General features: G+C 42.5%; 25 protein-coding genes and 1 other RNA gene. 14 read left to right on the forward strand and 12 right to left on the reverse strand.

The window, feature by feature from the left end; all coding sequences use genetic code 11:
- Positions 1-128: 128 nt before the first annotated feature.
- On the reverse strand, positions 129-1283 hold the full coding sequence (metK, locus tag OCV39_RS02105; RefSeq protein WP_017054681.1) for a methionine adenosyltransferase: 1155 nt from the start codon (positions 1281-1283) through the stop codon (positions 129-131).
- 379 nt (positions 1284-1662) lie between these two features.
- Here metK and tkt point away from each other — a divergent pair, with 379 nt between their 5' ends.
- The 5 genes from tkt (at position 1663) to mscS (ending at position 8615) form a co-directional block, all read left to right on the forward strand.
- On the forward strand, positions 1663-3657 hold the full coding sequence (gene tkt, locus OCV39_RS02110; RefSeq protein ID WP_261888839.1) for a transketolase: 1995 nt from the start codon (positions 1663-1665) through the stop codon (positions 3655-3657).
- A 220-nt stretch (positions 3658-3877) separates the two neighbouring features.
- Positions 3878-4906 carry an erythrose-4-phosphate dehydrogenase gene (gene epd / locus OCV39_RS02115; RefSeq protein ID WP_171757181.1) on the forward strand — a complete coding sequence of 343 codons (1029 nt, stop codon included), beginning with the start codon at positions 3878-3880 and terminating at the stop codon, positions 4904-4906.
- Between the two features lie 161 nt (positions 4907-5067).
- Entirely contained in the window at positions 5068-6231 is a 1164-nt protein-coding gene (locus OCV39_RS02120) for a phosphoglycerate kinase (RefSeq protein ID WP_113795767.1), read from the forward strand.
- A 153-nt stretch (positions 6232-6384) separates the two neighbouring features.
- The gene (fbaA, locus tag OCV39_RS02125; RefSeq protein ID WP_113795768.1) at positions 6385-7461 is read left to right on the forward strand and encodes a class II fructose-bisphosphate aldolase; all 1077 of its coding nucleotides are present in this window, start codon (positions 6385-6387) and stop codon (positions 7459-7461) included.
- A 290-nt stretch (positions 7462-7751) separates the two neighbouring features.
- Positions 7752-8615 (forward strand): small-conductance mechanosensitive channel MscS, encoded by an 864-nt coding sequence (mscS, locus tag OCV39_RS02130; RefSeq protein WP_113795769.1) that lies wholly within the window; start codon positions 7752-7754, stop codon positions 8613-8615.
- Positions 8616-8722: 107 nt separating this feature from the next.
- On the opposite strand, the gene OCV39_RS02135 is transcribed toward mscS, so the two are convergent.
- Positions 8723-9205 carry a YbaK/EbsC family protein gene (locus OCV39_RS02135; RefSeq protein WP_113795770.1) on the reverse strand — a complete coding sequence of 161 codons (483 nt, stop codon included), beginning with the start codon at positions 9203-9205 and terminating at the stop codon, positions 8723-8725.
- Positions 9206-9216: 11 nt separating this feature from the next.
- Positions 9217-9846 carry a LysE/ArgO family amino acid transporter gene (locus tag OCV39_RS02140; protein ID WP_136995802.1) on the reverse strand — a complete coding sequence of 210 codons (630 nt, stop codon included), beginning with the start codon at positions 9844-9846 and terminating at the stop codon, positions 9217-9219.
- Positions 9847-9984: 138 nt separating this feature from the next.
- On the opposite strand from OCV39_RS02140, the gene OCV39_RS02145 reads away from it, so the two are divergent.
- The 3 genes from OCV39_RS02145 (at position 9985) to OCV39_RS02155 (ending at position 12170) form a co-directional block, all read left to right on the forward strand.
- The gene (locus OCV39_RS02145) at positions 9985-10881 is read left to right on the forward strand and encodes a LysR family transcriptional regulator ArgP (protein ID WP_113795796.1); all 897 of its coding nucleotides are present in this window, start codon (positions 9985-9987) and stop codon (positions 10879-10881) included.
- A gap of 145 nt (positions 10882-11026) precedes the next feature.
- Positions 11027-11722: an oxidative stress defense protein gene (locus tag OCV39_RS02150; protein ID WP_261888840.1), complete on the forward strand. Its 696-nt coding sequence runs from the start codon at positions 11027-11029 to the stop codon at positions 11720-11722.
- 85 nt (positions 11723-11807) lie between these two features.
- Positions 11808-12170: a hypothetical protein gene (locus OCV39_RS02155; RefSeq protein ID WP_261888841.1), complete on the forward strand. Its 363-nt coding sequence runs from the start codon at positions 11808-11810 to the stop codon at positions 12168-12170.
- Positions 12171-12219: 49 nt separating this feature from the next.
- On the opposite strand, the gene serA is transcribed toward OCV39_RS02155, so the two are convergent.
- From serA to zapA, 5 genes are all read right to left on the reverse strand, one after another.
- Positions 12220-13449, reverse strand: a complete 1230-nt coding sequence (gene serA, locus OCV39_RS02160) for a phosphoglycerate dehydrogenase (protein WP_171757179.1) — start codon at positions 13447-13449, stop codon at positions 12220-12222.
- A gap of 247 nt (positions 13450-13696) precedes the next feature.
- The gene (rpiA, locus tag OCV39_RS02165; RefSeq protein WP_017054657.1) at positions 13697-14353 is read right to left on the reverse strand and encodes a ribose-5-phosphate isomerase RpiA; all 657 of its coding nucleotides are present in this window, start codon (positions 14351-14353) and stop codon (positions 13697-13699) included.
- Between the two features lie 77 nt (positions 14354-14430).
- Positions 14431-15024 carry a 5-formyltetrahydrofolate cyclo-ligase gene (locus tag OCV39_RS02170; RefSeq protein ID WP_136995805.1) on the reverse strand — a complete coding sequence of 198 codons (594 nt, stop codon included), beginning with the start codon at positions 15022-15024 and terminating at the stop codon, positions 14431-14433.
- Positions 15025-15029: 5 nt separating this feature from the next.
- A non-coding RNA gene (gene ssrS, locus OCV39_RS02175) (6S RNA) lies at positions 15030-15213 on the reverse strand.
- A gap of 17 nt (positions 15214-15230) precedes the next feature.
- Positions 15231-15539 (reverse strand): cell division protein ZapA, encoded by a 309-nt coding sequence (zapA, locus tag OCV39_RS02180; RefSeq protein WP_017054655.1) that lies wholly within the window; start codon positions 15537-15539, stop codon positions 15231-15233.
- 240 nt (positions 15540-15779) lie between these two features.
- Between zapA and OCV39_RS02185 the strand changes: the two genes are divergently transcribed.
- The 3 genes from OCV39_RS02185 to OCV39_RS02195 are packed head-to-tail and all read left to right on the forward strand — an operon-like array spanning position 15780 to position 18797.
- On the forward strand, positions 15780-16355 hold the full coding sequence (locus tag OCV39_RS02185) for a YecA/YgfB family protein (RefSeq protein WP_017054654.1): 576 nt from the start codon (positions 15780-15782) through the stop codon (positions 16353-16355).
- Between the two features lie 13 nt (positions 16356-16368).
- Positions 16369-17547: a 2-octaprenyl-6-methoxyphenyl hydroxylase gene (gene ubiH / locus OCV39_RS02190; RefSeq protein WP_261888842.1), complete on the forward strand. Its 1179-nt coding sequence runs from the start codon at positions 16369-16371 to the stop codon at positions 17545-17547.
- A 17-nt stretch (positions 17548-17564) separates the two neighbouring features.
- Complete coding sequence (locus OCV39_RS02195) at positions 17565-18797, forward strand: FAD-dependent 2-octaprenylphenol hydroxylase (protein WP_171757177.1); 1233 nt, start codon at positions 17565-17567, stop codon at positions 18795-18797.
- An 89-nt stretch (positions 18798-18886) separates the two neighbouring features.
- On the opposite strand, the gene OCV39_RS02200 is transcribed toward OCV39_RS02195, so the two are convergent.
- The 3 genes from OCV39_RS02200 to ygfZ form a co-directional block, all read right to left on the reverse strand.
- Positions 18887-19093 carry a DUF1107 domain-containing protein gene (locus OCV39_RS02200; RefSeq protein ID WP_017054651.1) on the reverse strand — a complete coding sequence of 69 codons (207 nt, stop codon included), beginning with the start codon at positions 19091-19093 and terminating at the stop codon, positions 18887-18889.
- Between the two features lie 570 nt (positions 19094-19663).
- Entirely contained in the window at positions 19664-20134 is a 471-nt protein-coding gene (locus OCV39_RS02205) for an aminoacyl-tRNA deacylase (RefSeq protein ID WP_017054650.1), read from the reverse strand.
- Between the two features lie 15 nt (positions 20135-20149).
- Positions 20150-21121, reverse strand: a complete 972-nt coding sequence (gene ygfZ, locus OCV39_RS02210) for a tRNA-modifying protein YgfZ (protein WP_171757176.1) — start codon at positions 21119-21121, stop codon at positions 20150-20152.
- 151 nt (positions 21122-21272) lie between these two features.
- Between ygfZ and OCV39_RS02215 the strand changes: the two genes are divergently transcribed.
- Complete coding sequence (locus OCV39_RS02215) at positions 21273-21533, forward strand: FAD assembly factor SdhE (RefSeq protein WP_017054648.1); 261 nt, start codon at positions 21273-21275, stop codon at positions 21531-21533.
- A complete protein-coding gene (locus OCV39_RS21160; protein ID WP_346762994.1) occupies positions 21481-21909 on the forward strand; it encodes a protein YgfX in 429 nt (142 codons plus the stop codon). Before OCV39_RS02215 ends, OCV39_RS21160 begins: the two co-directional genes overlap by 53 nt.
- Before the next feature lie 86 nt (positions 21910-21995).
- Here OCV39_RS21160 and nadB read toward each other — a convergent pair whose 3' ends face one another.
- Positions 21996-23603, reverse strand: coding sequence for an L-aspartate oxidase (nadB, locus tag OCV39_RS02220; RefSeq protein WP_171757175.1), 1608 nt, complete (start codon positions 23601-23603; stop codon positions 21996-21998).
- 338 nt (positions 23604-23941) lie between these two features.
- Here nadB and rpoE point away from each other — a divergent pair, with 338 nt between their 5' ends.
- Positions 23942-24520, forward strand: coding sequence for an RNA polymerase sigma factor RpoE (gene rpoE / locus OCV39_RS02225; protein WP_017054646.1), 579 nt, complete (start codon positions 23942-23944; stop codon positions 24518-24520).
- The last annotated feature ends 23 nt before the right edge of the window (positions 24521-24543 follow it).

A 24543-nucleotide genomic window follows, 5' to 3' on the forward strand; every position in this document is an offset into this window, starting at 1 on the left:
TATAACAAGGTTTAATCTGGTTCCGTAAATAAAAAAGCTCCCATTTAATAATGAGAGCTTTCTATTAGTTAACTGATAACGATTTGTTAGCAGAAACTAGTTGTTACCAGACGCTAAGGTGTGAATGCTTATTTCAGACCTGCGAATGCTGCAAGCGTGTCTGCTTTATCCGTTGCTTCCCATGGGAATTCTTCACGACCAAAGTGGCCGTATGCTGCCGTCTTCTTGTAGATAGGCTGAAGAAGGTTAAGCATTTCTTGTAGACCGTATGGGCGTAGGTCGAAGTGTTGACGAACCGCTTCAATGATGATGTCGTGAGATACTTTTTCAGTACCGAACGTTTCAACCATGATTGATGTTGGATCTGCAACACCGATCGCGTATGAAAGTTGGATTTCACAACGGTCAGCCATGCCTGCCGCTACGATGTTTTTCGCTACGTAACGTGCTGCGTATGCTGCTGAACGGTCAACTTTTGATGGATCTTTACCAGAGAATGCACCGCCACCGTGACGAGCTGCGCCGCCGTAGGTATCTACGATGATCTTACGACCTGTTAGACCACAGTCACCCATTGGGCCACCGATAACGAAACGACCTGTTGGGTTAATGAAGAAGTTTGTATCTTTATTTAACCATTCAGTTGGAAGCACTGGCTTGATGATCTCTTCCATAACGGCTTCACGAAGGTCCGCTGTTGTTACTGAATCACAATGTTGAGTAGAAAGAACGACAGCATCGATACCGACAATCTTACCTTGGTCATACTGGAAGGTTACTTGAGATTTCGCATCTGGGCGAAGGAAGTCCAGTTTGCCGCTCTTACGTACTTCAGCTTGTTTTTGAACAAGTAGGTGAGAGTAAGTAATTGGAGCAGGCATAAGGATTGGTGTTTCGTTTGTTGCGTAACCAAACATGATGCCTTGGTCGCCAGCGCCTTGATCTTTAGGATCCGCTTTATCAACACCTTGGTTGATGTCTGGAGACTGTTTACCAATCGTGTTTAGTACTGCACAAGAGTTAGCATCGAAGCCCATATCTGAATGCACGTAACCAATTTCACGTACTGTTTCACGAGTGATCTCTTCGATATCAACCCACGCTGAAGTGGTTACTTCACCGCCAACCATAACCATGCCAGTTTTAACGTAAGTTTCACAAGCTACGCGCGCTTTTGGGTCTTGCTCTAAAATTGCATCTAGAACCGCATCTGAGATTTGGTCTGCAATTTTATCTGGATGACCTTCTGATACAGATTCAGAGGTGAACAGGTGCTTAGCCATGAGAGCTCCACTTTCAATTAGTTAGGTTGAGAGTATTAACAACTCACAACGAATAAATAGGGTATATTTTGTAGGTGTTTCTACATCTAGACGGCTATTCTAAATTTCATAGCTATAATTACAAGTTATTTCTGCACTATCTTATTACTTCAAATTATGGACGGTAGAAAAAAACACCAAACCAATCGTTTGCTTTTTATAGGCGCTAAATGCCTGTCAATTAGAACAAATGTAAAAAAAGAGTCGAAAAGTGCAATAAAACCATCAGTAAAACGTTTGCAGTAGGGTAGGTGCTTTGAGACAATACGCGCCGCTGGATCCGTGTGATGGTTCAGCCCCCTAATTTATTTTTTACTCGCTTATGTATTCAGGAGCAGACATGCCTTCTCGTAAAGATCTAGCCAATGCAATCCGTGCACTCAGCATGGACGGTGTTCAACAAGCAAATTCAGGCCACCCAGGCGCACCTATGGGTATGGCTGACATCGCTGAAGTTCTTTGGCGTGGTCACTTGAACCACAACCCACAAAACCCTGAGTGGGCAGATCGCGACCGTTTTATTCTTTCTAACGGCCACGGTTCAATGCTTATTTACTCTCTGCTTCACCTTGCAGGTTACGAGTTATCGATTGAAGATCTTAAAAACTTCCGTCAGCTACACTCTAAAACGCCAGGTCACCCAGAGTACGGTTACGCTCCAGGTATCGAAACAACAACGGGTCCTCTAGGCCAAGGCATTACTAATGCTGTTGGTATGGCGATGGCTGAAAAAGCACTGGCTGCACAATTCAACAAAGAAGGCCACGACATCGTTGATCACTTCACTTATGCGTTCATGGGTGATGGTTGTCTGATGGAAGGTATCTCTCACGAAGCATGTTCTTTAGCGGGTACGCTTGGTCTTGGTAAGCTGGTTGCTTTCTGGGATGACAACGGTATCTCTATCGATGGCGAAGTTGAAGGTTGGTTCTCTGACGATACTCCTAAGCGTTTTGAAGCTTACGGCTGGCACGTAATTCCAGCAGTAGATGGTCACGATGCTGACGCAATCAATGCTGCAATTGAAGCGGCTAAAGCGGATCCTCGTCCTACTCTTATTTGTACTAAGACTGTGATCGGTTTTGGTTCTCCAAATAAAGCGGGCACGCACGACTGTCACGGTGCTCCACTAGGTGCTGACGAAATTGCAGCAACTAAGAAAGCTCTTGGTTGGGAACACGGTGCATTTGAAATTCCAGCAGATATTGCAGCGGAATGGAACGCACAAGAAGCAGGCGCAGCAAAAGAAGCGGCTTGGAATGCGAAATTTGACGCTTACGCAGCGGCATACCCTGAACTAGCGGCTGAATTTAAGCGTCGTACTGCTGGTGATTTACCTGCTGAGTGGGAAGAAAAAGCAAATGCAATTATTGCTGACCTTCAAGCTAACCCAGCAAATATCGCTTCACGTAAAGCCTCTCAAAATGCTCTAGAAGCGTTTGGTCAAATGCTTCCAGAATTCATGGGCGGCTCTGCTGACCTTGCGCCTTCTAACCTAACAATGTGGTCTGGTTCTAAGTCTTTAACGGCTGATGATTTTGCTGGTAACTACATTCACTACGGTGTGCGTGAGTTTGGTATGACAGCAATCATGAACGGTATTGCTCTGCACGGTGGTTTCGTACCATACGGTGCAACATTCCTAATGTTCATGGAATACGCTCGTAACGCAATGCGTATGGCTGCGCTGATGAAAGTGCAAAACATTCAAGTTTACACCCATGACTCTATCGGTCTTGGCGAAGATGGCCCAACTCACCAACCTGTTGAGCAGATCGCTTCTCTACGTCTAACTCCAAATATGAGCACATGGCGTCCATGTGACCAAGTCGAATCTGCGGTTTCTTGGAAACTTGCAATTGAACGTAAAGATGGCCCTTCAGCGCTTATTTTCTCACGTCAAAACCTTGCACAACAAGATCGTGACGCAGAGCAACTAGCAAATATTGCTAAGGGTGGTTACATCCTAAAAGATTGCGCTGGTCAACCTGAGCTTATTCTTATCGCGACTGGTTCAGAAGTTGAACTAGCAGTAGACGCTGCCGCTCAACTGACGGCTGAAGGTAAATCTGTACGCGTTGTTTCAATGCCATCAACAGATACATTTGATAAGCAAGACGCAGCGTACCGTGAAGCAGTTCTACCATCATCGGTAACTAAACGTATTGCAGTTGAAGCTGGTATTGCTGATTTCTGGCATAAATACGTTGGTTTCGGTGGCAAGATCATCGGTATGACAACGTTCGGCGAATCAGCTCCTGCTGGTGAACTGTTCAAAATGTTCGGTTTCACTACTGAAAACGTAGTAAACACAGCAAAAGAACTGCTTGCTTAATTAAGCGGTTTGGTTCGGTGTCATGTACCGAATCAAATAGTGTAGCTTGAGTGATTAGAATCTAAAGCCCTCTCTTTTATTAGAGAGGGCTTTTTTATTGGTTCTTAGTCTAGGTGATCTATTTTTTAATGGTTCACTATTAGGGACGTTATGTAAATAAGATGCAGTGAAAGCTTGTCTGCTATAAACTGACGCCTCGGTTATTAAGGATGAGAAAGCAATGATACGAATCGCCATTAATGGATTTGGCCGAATTGGCCGCAATGTGCTTCGCGCGGTTTACGAAAGCGGGAAGAGCCAACAGATTAAAGTGGTTGCGGTGAATGAACTGGCTCAACCGGATGCAATGGCTCACTTGCTTCAATACGATACCAGCCATGGTCGCTTTGGTAAGAAAATCACCCACGATCAAGAACATATTTATGTTCACCATAATAGTGATGAATTTGATTCTATCCGTCTCCTTCACCTATCAGAAATCAATCTGCTTCCTTGGCGAGATTTAGATGTCGACATCGTACTCGACTGTACTGGTGTGTATGGTTCGAAAGCTGATGGCTTAGAGCATATTGCCGCGGGCGCTAAAAAAGTCCTATTTTCACACCCTGGTGACAACGATTTAGACAATACTATTATTTATGGTGTGAACCATGACACCCTGAAAGATGAACATCGCGTTGTTTCAAGTGGCTCCTGTACAACAAATTGCATCGTGCCGATCATTAAAGTATTAGATGATGCATTTGGTATTGATTCAGGAACAATTACCACGATTCACTCCTCAATGAATGATCAACAAGTGATTGATGCTTATCATTCTGATTTGCGCCGAACTCGTGCGGCTAGCCAATCCATCATTCCTGTTGATACAAAATTGCATTTAGGTATCGAAAGGATTTTTCCGAAATTTTCTAACAAATTCGAAGCTATTTCTGTCAGAGTGCCCACAGTCAACGTTACTGCAATGGATTTAAGTGTCACAATTAATACAAATGTGAAAGTTAATGACGTAAATCAAACCATTGTTAACGCATCTCAGTGTACATTACATGACATTGTTGACTATACTGAAGCACCTCTAGTTTCAATCGACTTTAATCATGATCCTCACAGCGCCATTGTCGATGGTTCACAGACTAGGGTGAGTAACGGGCAGTTAGTTAAAATGCTTGTTTGGTGCGACAACGAGTGGGGCTTTGCTAATCGGATGCTGGATACCGTTTTAGTAATGAAATCACCAAAGCGTTAATTTTTAATAACATTATGGTGATGAAGGGAGAAAATTTATTTCAACACTTGAAATAAATATGAGGTACCCCCATAAAATAACCAGTTTGAAGAATTATTAGGCTTGGCAGGGTTGCCGAGTTTCCAAAAAACTTTATTAATTTAAATTTGAGAGGACAAACAATGTCTGTAATCAAGATGACTGACCTGGAACTTGCAGGTAAACGCATTTTCATCCGTGCTGACCTAAACGTACCAGTAAAAGACGGTAAAGTAACTTCAGATGCACGTATCCTTGCATCACTACCAACTATCAAATTGTGCCTAGAAGCTGGCGCGAAAGTAATGGTTACTTCTCACCTTGGTCGTCCTACTGAAGGCGAATACAACGAAGAGTTCTCTCTAGCTCCTGTTGTAAACTACTTAAACGATGCACTAGATTGTGACGTTAAACTAGCAAAAGACTACCTAGATGGTCTTGAACTAAATGCTGGTGAGTTAGTTGTTCTTGAAAACGTTCGTTTTAACAAAGGCGAAAAGAAGAACGAAGAAGAGCTTTCTAAAAAATACGCAGCACTATGTGACATTTTCGTAATGGACGCATTCGGTACTGCTCACCGTGCACAAGCATCAACTCACGGTGTTGGTACAAACGCTCCTGTAGCATGTGCTGGTCCTCTTCTAGCTGCTGAACTTGAAGCACTAGGTAAAGCTATGGACAACCCAGCTCGTCCACTAGTTGCTATCGTTGGTGGTTCTAAAGTATCTACTAAACTAACGGTTCTAGAGTCTCTATCTAAAATTGCTGACCAACTTGTTGTTGGTGGTGGTATCGCGAACACGTTCATCGCTGCTGAAGGCCACAACGTAGGTAAGTCTCTATACGAAGCTGACCTGGTTGACACTGCTAAGAAGCTAATGAAAGAGTGTGCTATCCCAGTAGCGACTGACGTTGCATGTGCTAAAGCATTCGACGAAAACGCTGAAGCTGAAATCAAGCACGTTTCTGAAGTTCAAGACGACGACATGATCTTCGACCTTGGCCCAGATTCAACTGCTGCTCTTGCTGAAATCATCGGCAACGCAAAAACTATCCTTTGGAACGGCCCTGTAGGCGTATTCGAATTCAAAAACTTCGAAGCGGGTACTGCTGGTATCTCTAAAGCAATCGCTGAGTCTGCAGGTTTCTCTGTAGCTGGTGGTGGTGACACGCTAGCGGCTATCGACAAGTTCGGTATCAAAGCTGACGTTTCTTACATCTCTACTGGCGGTGGTGCTTTCCTTGAGTTTGTTGAAGGAAAAGTACTTCCTGCAGTTGCAATGCTTGAAGAGCGTGCAAAAGCATAATTGATTTAGAAAGGCGAGATGAGAATCTCGCCTTTTAACGTTTGCGGCACATCACAGTTTTTTGCTAGAATAGCGAAAGTTGTGAGCAAACGATTGCAAATTTTTAACTTAAGTTTTTTATCTTAAAACGAATAGAATAATAGGACTATTTCCATGTCTAAGATCTTCGATTTTGTAAAACCTGGTGTGATTTCTGGCGACGACGTACAGAAAGTATTTGAAGCAGCAAAAGCAAACAAATTTGCTCTTCCAGCGGTAAACGTAATTAACACTGATACGATCAATGCTGTTCTTGAAGCTGCTGCTAAAGTTAAAGCGCCAGTTGTTGTTCAGTTCTCTAACGGCGGTGCTGGTTTCTTCGCTGGTAAAGGCGTTAAACTTGAAGGTCAAGGTGCACAAATTCTTGGCGCAGTTGCTGGTGCAAAATACGTTCATGCAGTTGCTGAATCTTACGGTGTTCCAGTTATTCTACATACTGACCACGCTGCTAAGAAACTTCTTCCATGGATCGACGGTCTACTAGACGCTGGTGAAGAGTTCTTCGCACAAACTGGTAAACCACTATTCTCTTCTCACATGCTAGACCTTTCTGAAGAGTCTCTAGAAGAGAACATCGAAACATGTGCTAAGTACCTAGAGCGTATGGCTAAAATGAACATGACAATCGAGATCGAACTTGGTTGTACTGGTGGTGAAGAAGACGGCGTTGATAACTCTGATATGGACGCATCTGAGCTTTACACTTCTCCAGAAGACGTAGCATACGCATACGAGAAACTAATGGCTGTTAGCCCACGTTTCACTATCGCTGCTTCTTTCGGTAACGTACACGGTGTTTACCAAGCAGGTAACGTTGTTCTTACTCCAACTATCCTACGTGATTCTCAAGCATACTGTGCAGAGAAATTTGGTATTGCACCTAATGCTCTTAACTTCGTATTCCACGGTGGTTCTGGTTCTTCAGAAGCTGAAATCCAAGAGTCTATTGGCTACGGTGTTATCAAAATGAACATCGATACTGATACTCAGTGGGCATCATGGAACGGTATCCGTACTTACGAAGCTGAAAACCGTGAATTCCTACAAGGTCAAATCGGTAACCCAACTGGCGAAGCTGCGCCAAACAAGAAGTACTACGATCCACGCGTATGGCTACGTGCTGGTCAGTCTTCTATGGTTACTCGTCTAGAGAAAGCATTTGCTGACCTTAACGCTGTAGACGTACTATAATTCATTTGAATTAGTACTCTTCTAAGTTTTAAAAACCCGCTCATAGAGCGGGTTTTTTATGCCTGCTCATTGGTTTGAATGCTTTTTGTACAACGGTATTTACTGGAATTCCCAATAGTGAGAAAAGAGGGGGAGTAATTGATATTAAATTACTTTTATTCCCACTGATTATATAAATTGCCAAAGTTGATGTATCATGCGATAACGCTGTTTTATTCAGTTGTATGCACGGAAGCGGCAAGTGAGTCGTTGTAGAGTCATTTTTGTTCAATACTTTAGAGGGTACTATTATGGCGAGTGAGTCATCTATTATCGAAACACCGATTGTTGATACACTTTCTCAAGCAGAGCAGTGGTTATCAAATAACTCAGAGCTATTAATTCAGTATGGTGTGAATATCTTTTCAGCACTAGCGATCCTATTCATTGGTAATATGATTGTGAAAGCTGTTGCTGGAAGCGTGGCAAAAGTTTTACAGAAGAAAAATATGGACAAAGCTGTCGTTGAATTTATTCACGCGTTGGTCCGTTATACGCTATTTGTAATCGTACTGATTGCTGCTCTAGGTCGAATTGGTGTTCAAACGGCTTCTGTAGTTGCGGTGATTGGTGCTGCTGGTTTAGCTATTGGTTTAGCACTACAAGGTTCACTGTCTAACTTTGCGGCAGGCGTACTTATCGTTGCATTCCGTCCGTTTAAATCGGGTGATTATGTTGAAATTGGTGGAGTTGCAGGTGCGGTGGAGTCTATTCAGATTTTCCAAACTATTTTGACAACACCTGATAATAAGATGGTTGTTGTGCCTAACGGAGCTGTGATTGGTAGCCCTATAACCAACTACTCACGTCACGACACTCGTCGTATTGACCATGTGATTGGTGTTTCTTACAGTGCTGATCTGCAAAAAACGAAAGAAGTCATTACCAAGATCCTTGAATCTGATGAGCGAATTCTAAAAGAGCCGGGTATTCAAGTTGGCGTGTTAGCTTTAGCTGACTCTTCAGTAAACTTTGTGGTTCGTCCATGGGTTAAAACGTCTGACTACTGGAATGTGTATTTTGACTCATTACAAGCCATCAAAGAAGGCTTGGATAAAGAAGGGATTGAGATCCCATTCCCTCAAATGGATGTTCATATGAACAAAGTGGATTAATCACTACATTCTCTTTTTAAAAGCGCAATAGAAATATTGCGCTTTTTTATTGCTATCGGCTCATCAAACGGGTGCTTATTTAAACTTTAATACTTGTGCCCAAAATACTATATGTGGTGAACCGTATTCTCTATGGCTTGCAATAGAATCGGTAAATCTTTCCCTGCAAAACCTAATGTGAGTTCAGGATGTCCTGGGGTATACAAGATTTCATCATGAGTAAATAGAGTCGAGTCCACGAGAACTGGGATGCTCTGTGGTAAAGCAAAGGGGCAAACGGCTCCAGGTACGCAGCCCGTTTGTTCTGTCATTTCAATATCATCACATATCGAGACTCGCTTCCCCAGCACCTTCTTTATTGCTTTACTGTCTAGGCGTTTGTCTTTTTCAGTTAGGTAAAGTGCGAAACCGCCCCCTTTAACCTTTAGAAACAAGCTTTTGCTGTGTGTTCCTGTCCATCCTAATTTTTTTGCAACCATTTCATCAGTCGCAAAATCAAGAATAGGCTCATGCTCCCATTGAGTGTATGTCACCTCAGTTTTGGAAAGTAACTGAATGTTAGTTTGATAAATTTTTTCTAATGTATTCATTACTGATTTGCCTAGATATATTGAGCCCACAGCCCTTTTGCCAATAAAAATGCAATAACAAACATCATGGATGCTACAGCGATATCAATGAATTTCTTAACCTTTGGTTTAGATAGGGTCGGGCCTAATTTAGCGGCTCCAATGGATAATGTATAAAACCAAACAAATGAAGCCATAATAGTACCAATGGCAAATGATACTCTATCACTACCTTCGAACTGCCCACCAATGGATCCTAAAATAACAACCGTATCTAAATACAGATGTGGGTTTAGTACTGTTACCGCAAGAGCTCCTAGCACCACGGCTCTCTTGCCTCTCTCTAGAGTATCAAGCTTTGACCCTGAATGTTTCGAAAGTGCAAAGGCGCTTTTTAGTGATAACAAACCATAGAAGATTAAGAACGCAATGCCTCCTAGCGTGACTGTTGTGAGAAGTATTTCATTCTGAGACAAAATAGCACCGCCACCAAATATCCCCAATGATATGAACACGACATCTAGTAAACTGCATATCGTGGCAGTCGTGAGATGGTGGTTGCGTTTGATGCCTTGGTTCAATACATAAGCATTTTGAGCCCCGATAGGAATAATCATACTCGCCCCTAACCCAAAACCTTGTAGCAAAATCCAGATATTCACGTGAAACCTCAAAGAAAGTGAAGACAGTTAAATCAAGGGTTAGAGGGTAAATCGAAAATCATCATAAGTATAATTAATGATTTTAATCTATCATAAGTATCTCTAATTAATTGAGTTATGCGAGAAAGGGAAGGTGTGATGAGAGGGTTAGACTATAAGTGGGTAGAAGCGTTAGATGCAGTGGTCGCTCAGCGAAGCTTTGAACGTGCAGCAGAAAGTTTGCATATTTCTCAATCCGCAGTATCCCAAAGAATTAAACAGCTAGAGAAGTGGTTAGCTCAGCCAGTATTAGTGAGAGGGCAACCGCCCAGACCCACGCCAGCAGGAATGAAATTATTAGGTCTATATCGACGAGTATGCTTATTAGAGCAAGATCTGATCCCTAGTATTACGAATGAAGATAGCGGAAAAGCATTGGCGGTTTCATTGGCTACGAATGCGGATACGCTTGCGACTTGGTTATTGCCAAGCTTAATCGATTTGGTGGATCAAAAACGAATCGAACTTAATCTTATTGTGGATGATGAAGGGCGAACCATAGATAAATTACGCAGTGGTGAAGTTGTTGCTGCAATTAGTTTAGATTCTCAGCCTATAGCAGGGTGTGATGCTGATTACCTTGGGCGGATGGACTATTTATGTGTTGCCAGCCCAAGCTTTCGCGCTCGCTATTTCAACCAAGGTGTCACCCGAGAGTCATTGATTGCAGCTCCTGCTGTTGTATTTGATCAACACGATGAAATGCATGAACGATTTATTTATCAGCACTTTAACTTACCTTATGGCAGTGTGCTGAAGCATACCGTCCGTAGTTCTGAAGCTTTTGTGAAATTGGCGAGCGCAGGTGTTGCCTATTGCTTAATACCCAAAGTTCAAATCCAAGAAGAATTGGATAAAGGAGTACTTGTTGATGTCACTCCTGGCTTCATGTTGTCGCATCAAATGTATTGGCACCATTGGCAGCTAGAAAGTGGGGTGCTTAAAGAGTTATCTGAAGCTGTGATTGCGTATGCTCGGGAGTTTCTTCCGCAGTAATCTTTTTATCATCAATTACTGTGATTAAACGCTATTTCGATGATTTTTAACACAGTCAAAGTTCTGTAAAAACGTCTTGAAAAGATAGGGTGTGCAGTAAATTACGCCTATGATGTAAAAAAGTTTAACCACAAAGGCACATTGAATGAAATTAGTACCAAGTTTAATGATCACACTGTCTAGTCTGATTAGCATGAGTTCTTTTGCGAATACGCCTGATTTTGCTCATATCTCAACGACAGGATACGGTGAAGTTGTCGCGACTCCAGATATGGCAACATTTTCTGTCAAGGTTGTCGAATCAACAATGACAGCGGAACAAGCAAAACAAGCCGTCGATAATGTGGTTGAATCTTTTCTTGCTCGCTTGAAAGAAGCGGGCGTAAAAGCGACGGATATTAATAGCTCTAATTTGTATCTAGCACCACAATACCACTATCCAAAAGAAGGTAAGCCAGAGCTTGTCGGCTATCGAGCGTCTAGAAATGTGACCGTCCAAGTCTCTCAACTTGCTAATTTAAATCAGTATTTGGATATCGCTTTGGGCGAAGGTATCAATCAAGTCGATAACATTAAGTTAAAAGTGAAAGATGAAGCACGCTATAAGGCAGAAGCTCGCTTGGCGGCAATTAATGATGCTTCTGACAAGGCTAAATCTTTAGCTGAAGGGTTTAAGCGTGATTTAGGCTCCGTATGGCAAATTAACTATAATCGCCCGCAATCTCAGCCTATGTTGATGCGTTCAATGGCTATGGATGGTGGTGCAGAATCAAATAGCTATCAAGATGCAACGTTGATTATCAGAGATAGTGTAGATGTAATTTATAGTCTTGGTGAATAAGTAGACCTACTCTATAGATTTGATTGATTTTTTTAGGTATTTTCCTTTTGTACTAATGATTTAAAATTATAAAAAGGAATGGAACGTGGTAAAGAAAGCTTTAATATTAGCATTTTTAATTTCGCTTGTTGGTTGTAAATCCTTATCATATGTAGCTGAAAAGCCATCAGCTGATCCAACAGAAATTGAATTACTTCAACAACAACTTTCAGAGTATGAGCATATTTCTGTCACTGATGAAGGCGTAATTACATATTTGCAATGGGTTGAGCCTGGTTATCGTTGGAAAGTGAGTGTGATACAAGAGTTCGGTTATCAAATTTCTTGTGTTGATTTACGTCCATACTTACAAAAAGGTTTTATTACTGAGATCAAATTTAATGGTATTGGTGGTTCAACAGAGCAATATGATCTATACCGTTGCGATCGTGAGTCTTCGACGAATTAATGAATAAAGGCATCTCATTGAGATGCCTTTTTCGTTTGTATAGCTTTAATTAGTGCAATAAACGAGCTCGAATTGTCCCTTCGATCTCTTTCAGTTTCAGCAAGGCTTCTTCTGAACGATCAGCTTCAACATCGATCACAACGTAGCCCATATCTGCCGTAGTCTGTAGATATTGACCCGCAATGTTGATCCCTTCTTCTGCAAAAATCGTATTGATCTGGGTTAGCACTCCTGGACGGTTCTCATGGATATGTAATAGACGAGATGCGCCAGTATGCAATGGGAGAGATACTTCTGGGAAGTTTACGCTAGATAGCGTTGAACCATTATCAGAGTACTTAGCAAGCTTGCCTGCGACTTCTACACCAATATTCTCTTGAGCTTCCTGAGTTGAACCACCCACGTGAGGCGTTAAGATCACATTGTCGAATTTCATCAATGGAGATTCAAATGGGTCGTTGTTGGTTTTAGGCTCTGTTGGAAAAACATCAATAGCGGCACCAGCAAGATGGCCAGACTCTAACGCATGGCATAAGGCTGGAATTTCAACGACGGTTCCGCGTGCCGCATTAATAAAGATAGAGCCAGGTTTCATTCGAGCAAACTCATCTGGACCCATCATATCTTTTGTTTCAGCGGTTTCTGGAACGTGCAGAGAGATAACATCACACTTATTAAGCAAGTCGCTCATGGTGTGCACTTGAGTCGCATTTCCTAGCGATAGTTTGTTTTCGATATCATAGAAATAGACACGCATACCGAGGTTTTCAGCAATAATGCCCAGCTGAGTACCAATATGGCCATAACCGATGATCCCTAAACGCTTACCACGAGCTTCATTTGAGTTCTCAGCACTTTTTTTCCAAATGCCACGGTGAGCAAGTGCATTCTTTTCAGGAATACCACGTAGTAATAGTAGGATTTGGCCAAGAACAAGTTCTGCAACGCTTCGAGTGTTAGAGAATGGAGCATTGAATACCGGAACGCCACGTTTAGCGGCAGCTTTAAGATCTACTTGGTTAGTACCAATACAGAAGCAACCGATAGCAACGAGCTTTTCTGCCGCATCAATGACTTCTTGGCTTATGTTTGTGCGGGAGCGAAGGCCGATGAAGTGTGCATCTTTTACTGCTTCAAGTAATTGGTCATCAGAAAGTGAGCCTTTGTGGTACTCAATGTTGGTGTAGCCTGCGGCTTGAAGCACTTCAACTGAAGAAGGGTGGAGGCCTTCAAGCAGTAAAATTTTAATCTTATCTTTTTCCAGTGATACTTTGGCCATTATTCTCGTCCTTTAAAATGGAAAGGTGGGCAAATACGGCGCACGTGCTACAAAAAGGTTGAAAGGGGAAAAAATCAACAGTTTTATATAGAGACAAACATCTTCCCTGTGCGTCTTCTGTCCAATAAAGTAGCAAAAAAAAATTGTTTTGGGTAAGAAAATTACGGAATAAGGCATAATTTTATATATAGGAAATAAAAAAGCAGCACCGAATGGCGCTGCTTGTAATCAAATAACGAAAATTCGATTATTCTTCTATTTTGGCACCTTCAGGAGTACCTGTGATAACAACGTCTGCACCACGATGAGCAAATAGGCCATTAGTTACAACGCCAGCGATGCCATTGATTGTCTCTTCAAGCTTCTTCGCATCTGTAATTTTTAGTCCGTGAACATCTAAAATTACATTACCATTGTCAGTAATTACGCCTTCTCGGTAAGCGGGATCGCCACCAAGTTTTACTAGCTCACGACCCACGTAAGAGCGAGCCATCGGAATAACTTCAACTGGTAGTGGAAAGTTTCCTAGAACATCAACCGCTTTTGTTCCGTCAACAATGCAGATGAACTTGTCAGAGATTGCCGCAACAATTTTCTCACGAGTTAGAGCAGCACCACCACCTTTGATCATGTCACGAGTAGGGTTGATTTCATCAGCGCCATCAACATAAACATCAAGTTTTGCTACGTCATTACACTCAAATACTTCAATGCCTAGTTTTTGTAATTTTTCGGTAGAAGCAATAGAGCTTGAAACGGCACCTTTAATGTCATCTTTCATTGTGCCTAAAGCATCGATGAAGTGATCCACGGTAGAACCTGTACCTACGCCTACAATACTTCCTGATTCAACGTACTTAAGTGCTGCCCAACCTGCCGCTTTTTTCATTTCATCTTGAGTCATGCCTATCTCCTGAATTGATAACCTATTAATCTAAATAGAAGTTGTTAACTTTGCGGCGCGATTATAGCGAGTTATGTTTACTTTTCCCATTGCCAAGTTTTCGTTGGAGTCACGATCTTAGGCAAAGGTATATCCCAAATCTCTGTTGGAAGGCGATCGACGTGTTGGCAATCATGCGCGATTCCAATAGGCCGAGCACCGATCCCAGTGTTAAACCATTTCGATAATGTTCGGTCATAATAGCCCCCACCCATACCTAATCGGTGTCCTGTGGTATCAAAACCGACTAAAGGGGTACAGACAAGATCAAGTTCAGATACCGGCTTTATCAGTATTTGATTGAGTTTTGGCTCGACGATGCCGTACTTGTTATAAGTCATTGGTGTGTCGTTGGTGTAATGAAGAAACAGTAGGTGCCCAGGAGAAAAAGGGTGTAACACGGGCAAATAAACGTGCTTACCTAAATCCCAGAGAGATTGAATGAGTGGTTTGGTATCTATCTCGCCATCAGCAGAAATATACAACGCAATATGTTGAGCGGTCTGAAAATCAGGAAGAGATAAGCATTGATTAGTAATATCTAAACTTGCTTCATACTGTTGTTCACTGGAAAGTGCATTGCGTTTTTGGCGGATTAACTGACGAAATTCATTTCGAGTTAGTATTTTCATGAAGAGATTACCCCAAAGTGCCGTTGAGAATTGTGGCCCTTGAACCAGCGAGTTCAAGGCGGATCAGCAATGATTACCGTAGGCTTCTCGGTACAAGCCGAGCATGCTCAATAGCACTCAAGTACTAACCCTTAGGGATTGCTTATCGGCTCGGGGACTTAAATCCTCTGACAAACACTCCAGGGTAAATTTGGGCTTATAAAAAGCTATTGCGGTCCATGCTTAACATTACGTAATACACCTTCAAGCGATGTAGTGAGCTTTTCCATGCGCTCTGTTATTGCATTTTTTTCATCGTTGGCTTCAAATTGCTTAGTTTGTAATTCATAACAAACATTCAATGCCGCAATTGTGAGAAGTTGAACCTCATTGGTAACTTTAGTTCGCTCTGCCATCTCTTTCAATCGATTATCAAGATCGTTAGCTGCTTGGGTCAATGCCTCTTCTTGTCCTGGTGGACAATTAACTCGAGTCAGTTTTCCTAAAATTTCAACTTCTACCGCTTGACTACTCATGATGGATGAACTCTTTGCGCTATCTTAAATGGGCTTCTCAGCAACCACCGAGGATGAAACTATAGGTAAAGCGCAATTAAGATTCAAGCTTTTCAGAAAGTCTATGTCGAAATGAGAGCTCGACGACACAGTAAATCGGCAGATTGAGCAAATGCTGTTCATATTTCCGGATATCATCATTTCGAGATGTGGGGTGAAATGGTAGGATTAAACAAACTTTAAGACTTAGTAGATATTGAAATGAGCAAAATAACACTTCCAGATTACTTAAAAGCGGCCACTGAGCTTCAAGGCGCAAGTTTAGCCGTTAACCCAGCAGAGATGCATGGCCTGCTAACCGGAATGTTAAGCGGTGGGTTGAATTTATCCGATAAGAGTTGGCAACCACTGATTTTTGATTATACCAATGATGGTATGGGTTGGCCGGATCGCGCTCTTGTTATTGCTGAGTCAACATTGAAAGCAACAATTGATGAGATCACCGGAACGGATTTAGACCTGACTCTACTGCTGCCTGATGACGGTGCCGATGCGAGCCTGTTTGATCTTGCTGATGGCGTTTCGGATTGGATCAATCACTTTATTTCGGGTCTTGGTTTAGCGGGAGCCCCATTAAATAAAGCCTCGGTTCATGCGAAAGAGGCCCTTTCTGATCTTGAAGAGATGGCAAAACTGGGTATTGATGAAGATGATGATCTTGAAGAGCAGGCTCAACTTCTCGAACAGGTGATTGAGCATGTGAAGGCATGTGTACTAACTATCCATGCTGAGTTTGGTGTGAAACCAACACAAGAGTCAGCCCCAACGATCCATTAATTGGAATGTTACGATGAAGCAATTTGATGTAGTTATTGCTGGTGGTGCAATGGCGGGCGCAACATTGGCGCTTGCATTAAATAAATTAAGCGATGAAAAGCTATCTATTGCCGTTGTCGAACCTTTTGTTGTCGATCACCAAGCGCATCCAGGTTTTGATTCGCGTTCGATTGCTTTGTCTTATGGCACGGTAAAAATATTAGAAAAGCTAGGATTGTGGGCGTCAGTCTCAAGTGTTGCCACTGCGATTCAACATATTCATGTCTCTGATCGCTCTCATGCAGGCATGACGAATATTACCAGTGAAGAGTTACAGGTTGATGCTTTAGGCTATGTGGTTGAATTAGCTCATGTCGGGCAGATATATCAACAAAAAATGCAGCAAGCCGATAATATTACCTTACTCTGCCCGAACTCGGTGAAACGGGTCGAGCGCGATCAAGATAATGTGACGATCCAATTAGATGATGACTCATTGATTCAAGCGAGATTGTTGGTTGCGGCTGATGGCGCTATTTCGGCATGTTGTGAGCAGATCGGCTTAGCGTTAACCGAGCATGACTTCGAGCAAGTCGCGGTTATCGCCAATATTTCGGTGAGTGAGCGTCATCAAGGCCGTGCGTTTGAGCGTTTTACCGCTAATGGGCCGGTGGCACTGTTACCGATGAGTGATAACCGAATGTCATTAGTTTGGTGCTTGCCTCCTGAAGACGCTCAACACATATTGCATTTAGACGATGAACACTTTCTTGAGTCGCTTCAACAAGCATTTGGTTGGCGTTTAGGCAAGCTAACGAAGGTGGGACAACGAGCAAGTTACCCACTATTGCTGCGTTATCGAGAGCAAAATACGTCACACCGTTTTGCTATTGTAGGTAATGCCGCTCAAACTTTACATCCTATTGCTGGGCAGGGGTTCAATCTTGGCATCCGAGATGTCGCTAGCCTAGCAGAAGAGGTGGTGACTCATATCGACGATCCTGGTCAATTTAAAGGATTGATGCAATTTAGCCAGCGACGAGAGAGTGATCGAAAGATAACGGTGGCACTGACATCGTCACTTGTTCATCTGTTTTCTAATGATGCATTAACACTTCGAATTGGACGTAATTTAGGGTTGATGGCAATGGAGAACTGCTCTCCACTGAAAGCGCCATTACTGCGTCGTACACTGGGTCTAGTAGAAAGATAATAAGGTAAGTAGAAACAATGATGCAAAGTGTCGATATCGCCATTGTAGGCGGTGGAATGGTAGGACTGGCTCTTGCCGCAGCGTTAAAAGATAGTGAATTGCGAATAGCCGTAATAGAAGGTAAAGCGCCAAATTCAGAGTTGGCAGACTTACCCGATGTTCGTGTTTCTGCTCTTAGTCGCTCTAGTGAAACGATTTTACGTAACTTGGGTGCTTGGCAAGGCATTATACAGCGTCGCTCTTCTCCTTATCAGGCGATGGAAGTGTGGGAGCAGGATAGCTTTGCGCGCATCGAGTTCAGTGCAAATCAGTTATCTCAACCGAATCTAGGCCACATTGTAGAAAACCGAGTGATTCAACTGGCACTGTTAGAACAAGTCCAGCAGCAGAGTAACGTTTCACTGTTTATGCCTGCGACGTGTCAATCTATGGCGATAGGTGAAAGTGAAGCTTGGTTAACATTAGATAATGGCCAAGCATTGACGGCGAAATTAGTCGTTGGTGCCGATGGTGCAAATTCTTGGGTTCGTCAGCAGCAAGATATTCCCTTAACGCATTGGGATTATGGACATAGCGCTGTCGTCGCCAATATTAAGACAAAAGATGCCCATGACACGGTAGCAAGACAGATATTTACTCCCCAAGGCCCACTGGCATTTCTGCCACTTGAGTCTAGTCATATGAGTTCTATTGTGTGGTCTACCGACCCTAGCCGTGCTGAGCGATTAATTGCAATGTCTGAACACGAGTTCAATAAGGCATTAACCGCAGAATTTGATGCAAAGCTTGGGTTGTGTGAAGTGGTAGGTATTCGTGCTGCTTTTCCTCTTAAGATGCGCTATGCGCGTGATTTTGTGGTTGAGCGTGTCGCCCTTGTCGGAGATGCCGCTCACACCATTCATCCACTTGCAGGACAAGGTGTTAACTTAGGTCTGCTCGATGCGGCAAGTTTGGCTCAAGAGATCAAGCATTTATGGGCGTTAGGTGAGGATGTTGGCACTAAACGCAACTTGCGAGGCTACGAGCGTTGGCGTAAAGCAGAAGCGGCAAAAATGATCGCTTCTATGCAAGGGTTTAAAGATCTGTTTGAAGGAAGTAACCCAGCCAAGAAATTGTTCCGAGGTATTGGAATGAAGTTGGTGGGGCAATTGCCAGGCGCAAAAGATGAAATAATGAAACGAGCGCTAGGGTTGAAAGGGAATTTACCAGAGTTGGCAAAGCACCCTAAGCTAGTGGTACCTAAGCACTAATCACGAACAGGATTCTCGTGGGCTTATGAATGACAAAGGGTTGATACATCTGTATCAACCCTTTTAAATATTTATTCGAGAAAAGAGCGTTAAGCGTAGGCGCAGCGTAGCTTCATTATCTCTTGATTGATTTCATTAACCGTTTTGAAATGACGTTGTTCTGCTTGTTCAGGCAAGATAAGCTTTCCGTTGTTAAACTCAAATTTACCTACTCCATATATATAGATCCTTCCTTTAAATAGTCGACTAACATGTTTAGCAATCATCCCTGGAGTATAGCGCTTAAACAGTCTCATATTTTATTCCTTTTTATTTTCCTAGCCCTGCGAATTATAGATAGTCTTCGGATATTTATTGTGACAAGACCGAAGATAAGTGCAGTGTTATGTTCTTATATTGGATATTTGTGCTGCTGTAGGCAGTTTTTTGGATTTATATCTAATTCAGTGTGATGTTACCCTAAAATAATATTAACCAAATGAACTGCCTCTCTCTTTTTAGGTAGGAGTATTAAGCCGCACTATTATGACGTTTTAAAGAATAGCGTGAATTTTACTGAAAGTGTTAATTTTATGTTAATTCAAGCAAAAAAAAGCCCGCATTGAGCGCGGGCGAATAGTCACAGATGCATTACACAAAAGTGGATGTACTGATTGACTCAGTGGATTCACTTTGATGGCTAAACTCTTGGCTATGTCCAACCAGATTTAGTCAACACAAGGAGGTTACAATAAAATTCACAATGTGACTATTTATGTTAATTAATTGACTTAAAATTCATCGTTAATATGTGTTACTTATGATCTAAACCAAAGCAAGCAATGTAATAAGTTGTTTATTACATATTTTTTATAGCCAGCGTCACATTAAGATTCTTTGCAAATATCAGCAAAAATAGGCTGACAGAGATCAACGAGCGTTTGTCTGTCGAGTGCAATCCCTGCCATCGTGCTACCACTGCTGATGGTCACTTCTGAATGCTGAAGAATTTTATGATCAAATATAATAGGCATTGATCGTTTTAGTAATAGCGGGGTAACGGTGCCAATTTGATAGCCAGTGATCTTCTCTACATCCGCTAGACTCACGCAAGTCATACGCTTGCATTGCAATATTGCTCGAACTTTCTTGGGATCAATGGCTTGATCTCCTGGTGCACATGCTAAAGCAAGCTGATGATTCATATCTCGCAGTAGAATAGACTTCACCATTTGTTCGGGTTGAATACCGCGTTGTTGTGCGGCATCTTCGATATTGATGGCTGGTGTTTGGTGAGGCAACAAACGAAACGGTATCTGTTGCATCTCCAAGAATTGCATTAAGTTAGTTGAGATCATGATAATTCGCAGGCCTTATTCATCATCTAAAGAGTAGGGTAGTGCTTCAATTGCCCACTGACTTGTTGGCTGATCTTTAAGGCGTAGCTGTACGTCATCATCTAAATTATTTGGCAATACGATAAGACCAATAGCGACACCATTATCGAATTGATAGTGCTTCATTAGCGTCCCCGCGCTTCGCCAGTTATCGCCCACCGCGCGTTCTAGCTCAATAGGTGTATCAACGGGAAGTGGGTGGCTTGTCGTGCCGCTGACAATAAACATCGCACGCTTATTGATGCCACGGTATTTGGCTCTAGCGACTGTCTCTTGTCCTGTGTAGCACCCCTTTGAAAAGCTAATACCATTCAGGGCTTGTAAGTTTAAAGCTTGTGGAATGTGTTCATTCTGGTTGGTTTGAGTGATTTGAGGTTGTGCGTGCTCAATATCAAAACGCGTCCATACTGATTCGTCAACATTCACCGCTTCAATGGTGTCGATGATCTGCTTTGCGCGCTCTTGGTTCACTAACAGAACCCAGCGGTTCTTATCAATTTTGACTGCGCTACCGCCATCAATGTCACGAACATCATCTTGGGTTGCATTTAGGCTTTTCATATATTGTTCAGCGTTTTCACCAATGAGACCGAGAACTACATCTTCGCCCTGTTCGATATCGACCTTAGAGAAAATGGCGTATTTTTTAATTTCAGTCAGCTCGATATCAATCGCAGATTTTTGTTGCAGTAGCGCATAGCCGCCGTTGTGATGAAATAGGCGAAAGATGCTCCACACTTTTCCTTTTGCGTCGCAATGTGCGCCGAGAGTTGATTGTGTCGCAGTTAAAGAAACAACATCACAGGTCACTTGCCCTTGAAGGTAGGATTTTTTATCGTCACCAATCATGGTGATAGTACCAAGTTGATCTAAGACTGAAATCATTAAGCTTGGCAGTGCTGCATCTCTATTTTGAGATATAGGTGCGAAATCGTTGAGCGAGTTCATATGATCATTACCTAAATATGGTTGAATTCCCTTTATGTTAATCTTGTTAGGATTTTTTGTCAGCATTGATAGGGACTGTGACTCACTTAGTGGTTGAATTTATGTGGGCTTGGTACACTTCGAGTAAATAACCATAAGGTGAGGATAAGCAATGTACACCGCAGAACAAAAAGCACGCATCAAATGGGGCTGCCGTCGAGGAATGCTTGAATTAGACGTCGTAATCATGCCTTTTTTTGAAGAATGTTTTGATACTCTTCAAGAACAAGAACAGCGTGATTTTGTTTCATTATTGGAGTGCGATGATCCTGATTTATTTACTTGGATCATGGGTCACTCTCGTAGCGAAAACCTAGGTCATGCTTGTATGGTTGATAAAATTGTCGCGCATAACCTCAGTAAAGTGCGCTAAGCTCCAAATTTTCCGCTCTAAAATTGCTCATGTATTGACGATTGCGATCGTGCTTTCTATTACATGGGCAATCATTTTTTCTCCCATACCTTTAGTCGTGAGTGTTTTCATCGGCTCTAAGTTATTTATCTACTGGTTTCATCAGCAAATTCTTCCTACCGCTATTTTGGGATCCGTGACGATTCACGGTCGCACTTCTTTTGATTGGCAGGAGGAAAACTATTCGATCAGAGGCGTTAACCTTCTGTTCGCTTGGTGGTTTATTGCTTTAAAAGATAATCGAGGGTCTGGGTATTTAATTTGGCGAGATGGTTGCAGTAACATAGATTATCGACATTTACTGGTAGTGCTTAAAAACGCGCACAGAAGCCGTTAAATCGATCGTAACGAGATGTACAAAGAGAGACGTTATGGAATAGATAAATGAAAGGGAGCATGCATGCTCCCTTAAATTATGGACAATTAACGTTTTGGAACAAGGATTGTTGGGCCACTATCTTCAGCCAATTCTGGGTAATCCAGAGTATAGTGAAGACCACGGCTCTCCTTACGTTGCATTGCGCATTTTACCATCAGTTCAGCGACTTGCAGTAGGTTACGTAATTCCAGTAAGTTGTTTGATACACGGAAGTTACTGTAATACTCATGAGTCTCTTGTTGTAGCAACTGAATACGACGAAGTGCACGTTCAAGACGTTTGTCAGTCCGTACAATGCCCATGTAATCCCACATAAATAGGCGTAGCTCATGCCAGTTATGTTGAATGATTACCTCTTCATCTGAATCTCCGACTTTGCTTTCATCCCATGGTGGCAATGATGGAGGAAGTTCAGCTTGTTGGATATTTTCAATGATATCTTTCGCTGCTGCCCAGGCGTATACCACACATTCAAGCAGAGAGTTCGATGCCATGCGATTTGCACCGTGAAGACCTGTGTAACTGACTTCACCAATGGCATAAAGCTGACTAATATCCGTTTGCCCTTGTTTACCTACCATGACGCCACCACAGGTATAATGAGCGGCAGGAACGATTGGGATGGGCTCTTTGGTCATATCAATACCCAAGTCCATCAAGCGAGTATGGATCATTGGGAAGTGCGCCGTAATGAACTCTTCAGGCTTATGACTGATGTCGACGTACATGCAATCTGCGCCTAAACGCTTCATCTCAAAGTCTATCGCTCTTGCAACAACATCACGCGGAGCAAGTTCGCCACGCTCATCAAAATCAGGCATGAAACGAGTGCCATCTGGGCGTTTCAGGTATGCGCCTTCGCCTCGTAAAGCTTCTGTTAGCAAGAAATTACGAGCTTCTGGGTGGAATAAACAAGTTGGGTGGAATTGGTTGAATTCAAGGTTTGCAACACGACAACCCGCACGCCAAGCCATGGCAATCCCATCGCCAGAGGAAACGTCAGGGTTTGAGGTATATTGGTATACTTTTGATGCACCGCCAGTCGCGAGAACGACAAATTTAGCTCGAACCGTTTCAACATGCTCTTGATTTCGGTTCCATATATAAGCACCTACTATTTTGTCTTTATCACCACCGATTTTATCTTCAGTGATAAGATCCAAAGCGTTATGGCGCTCTAAAACAGTAATGTTGGGGTGGTTATGAACATTGTCCTGAAGAGAGGTTTGCATCGCCATGCCTGTCGCATCAGCAGCATGAAGAATACGACGGTGGCTATGTCCACCTTCTCTTGTTAGGTGGTAGCGAGGTGCTTCATCGGTATCATTTTCAACTCGATCAAATGGCACACCGCCATCAATCAACCATTGCACACATTCCTTTGCATTTTCAGCGATAAATTTAACGGTATCTTCTTCGCACAATCCAGCGCCTGCAATTTGCGTATCTTGTACGTGAGACTCAATACTGTCTGATTCATCAAATACAGCGGCAATACCACCTTGAGCGTAGTAAGTTGCGCCTTCACTACGAGGGCCTTTACTTAATACGATTACTTTTCCATATTCAGCGACACGTAACGCTAACGACAAACCTGCCGCGCCACTTCCTACCACTAATACATCACATTGATGTTCACGGTTTACGTTCATAAAACTATTAAAATCCCGATCTATAGTAGAGTTTCCTACTCTTATCCAACTGCATTGGTAACGTATTTTAGCTCAGAATCTGTCGCTATCAATGCAATACTTTGTAAATGCCATTGCTTTTCGCTAATGTGGCCCTCAAATGCCTTGAGAATTATTATTTTTAGATTACATCACATAACGAAGTATTAATGACAAATATTTTAGAATCATTTGAACTTTCTAAAATAACTTTAGTCACAATAGTGCTCGTGTAAGCGGTGGAGTCAATACTACATTCTGCATAATTAGAGCCCATATCTGAGAAGGTATAGGGCAGAACAATAGGAGTACACGCTCGAATGAACGAGCAGCTGACCGACCAGGTATTGATAGAGCGAGTTCAGAGCGGAGATAAGCAAGCCTTTAATCTTTTGGTGATTAAGTACCAAAATAAAGTGTGCAATCTTATTTCTCGGTATGTGAATAATTCTGGTGATGTACCAGATGTCGCACAAGAAGCATTCATTAAAGCTTATCGTGCCATTCCAAACTTCCGAGGAGAAAGTGCGTTCTACACTTGGTTATATCGTATTGCTGTGAATACCGCTAAAAATCACATTGTTGCCCAAAGTCGTAGACCGCCGGCGAGTGATGTTGATGCTGAAGACGCTGAATACTACGAAACGGGTAATGCATTAAAAGAAATTTCGAACCCTGAGAACTTAACGCTGTCCAAAGAATTGAAGCAGGTAGTTTTCAGTGCAATCGAAGCGTTACCTGAAGATTTAAAGACTGCAATGACGTTACGAGAGCTAGAAGGCTTGAGTTACGAAGAAATTGCAGAAGTGATGGATTGTCCCGTAGGAACAGTACGTTCGCGTATTTTCCGTGCTCGTGAAGCGGTGGAAAAGAAAATTAACCCTCTTTTACAGCGCTAATAGTAGTAATTAATATGGTGAAA

Origin of the sequence: Vibrio cortegadensis (genome assembly GCF_024347395.1) — a bacterium.
Classification (GTDB): Bacteria; Pseudomonadota; Gammaproteobacteria; order Enterobacterales; family Vibrionaceae; genus Vibrio; species Vibrio cortegadensis.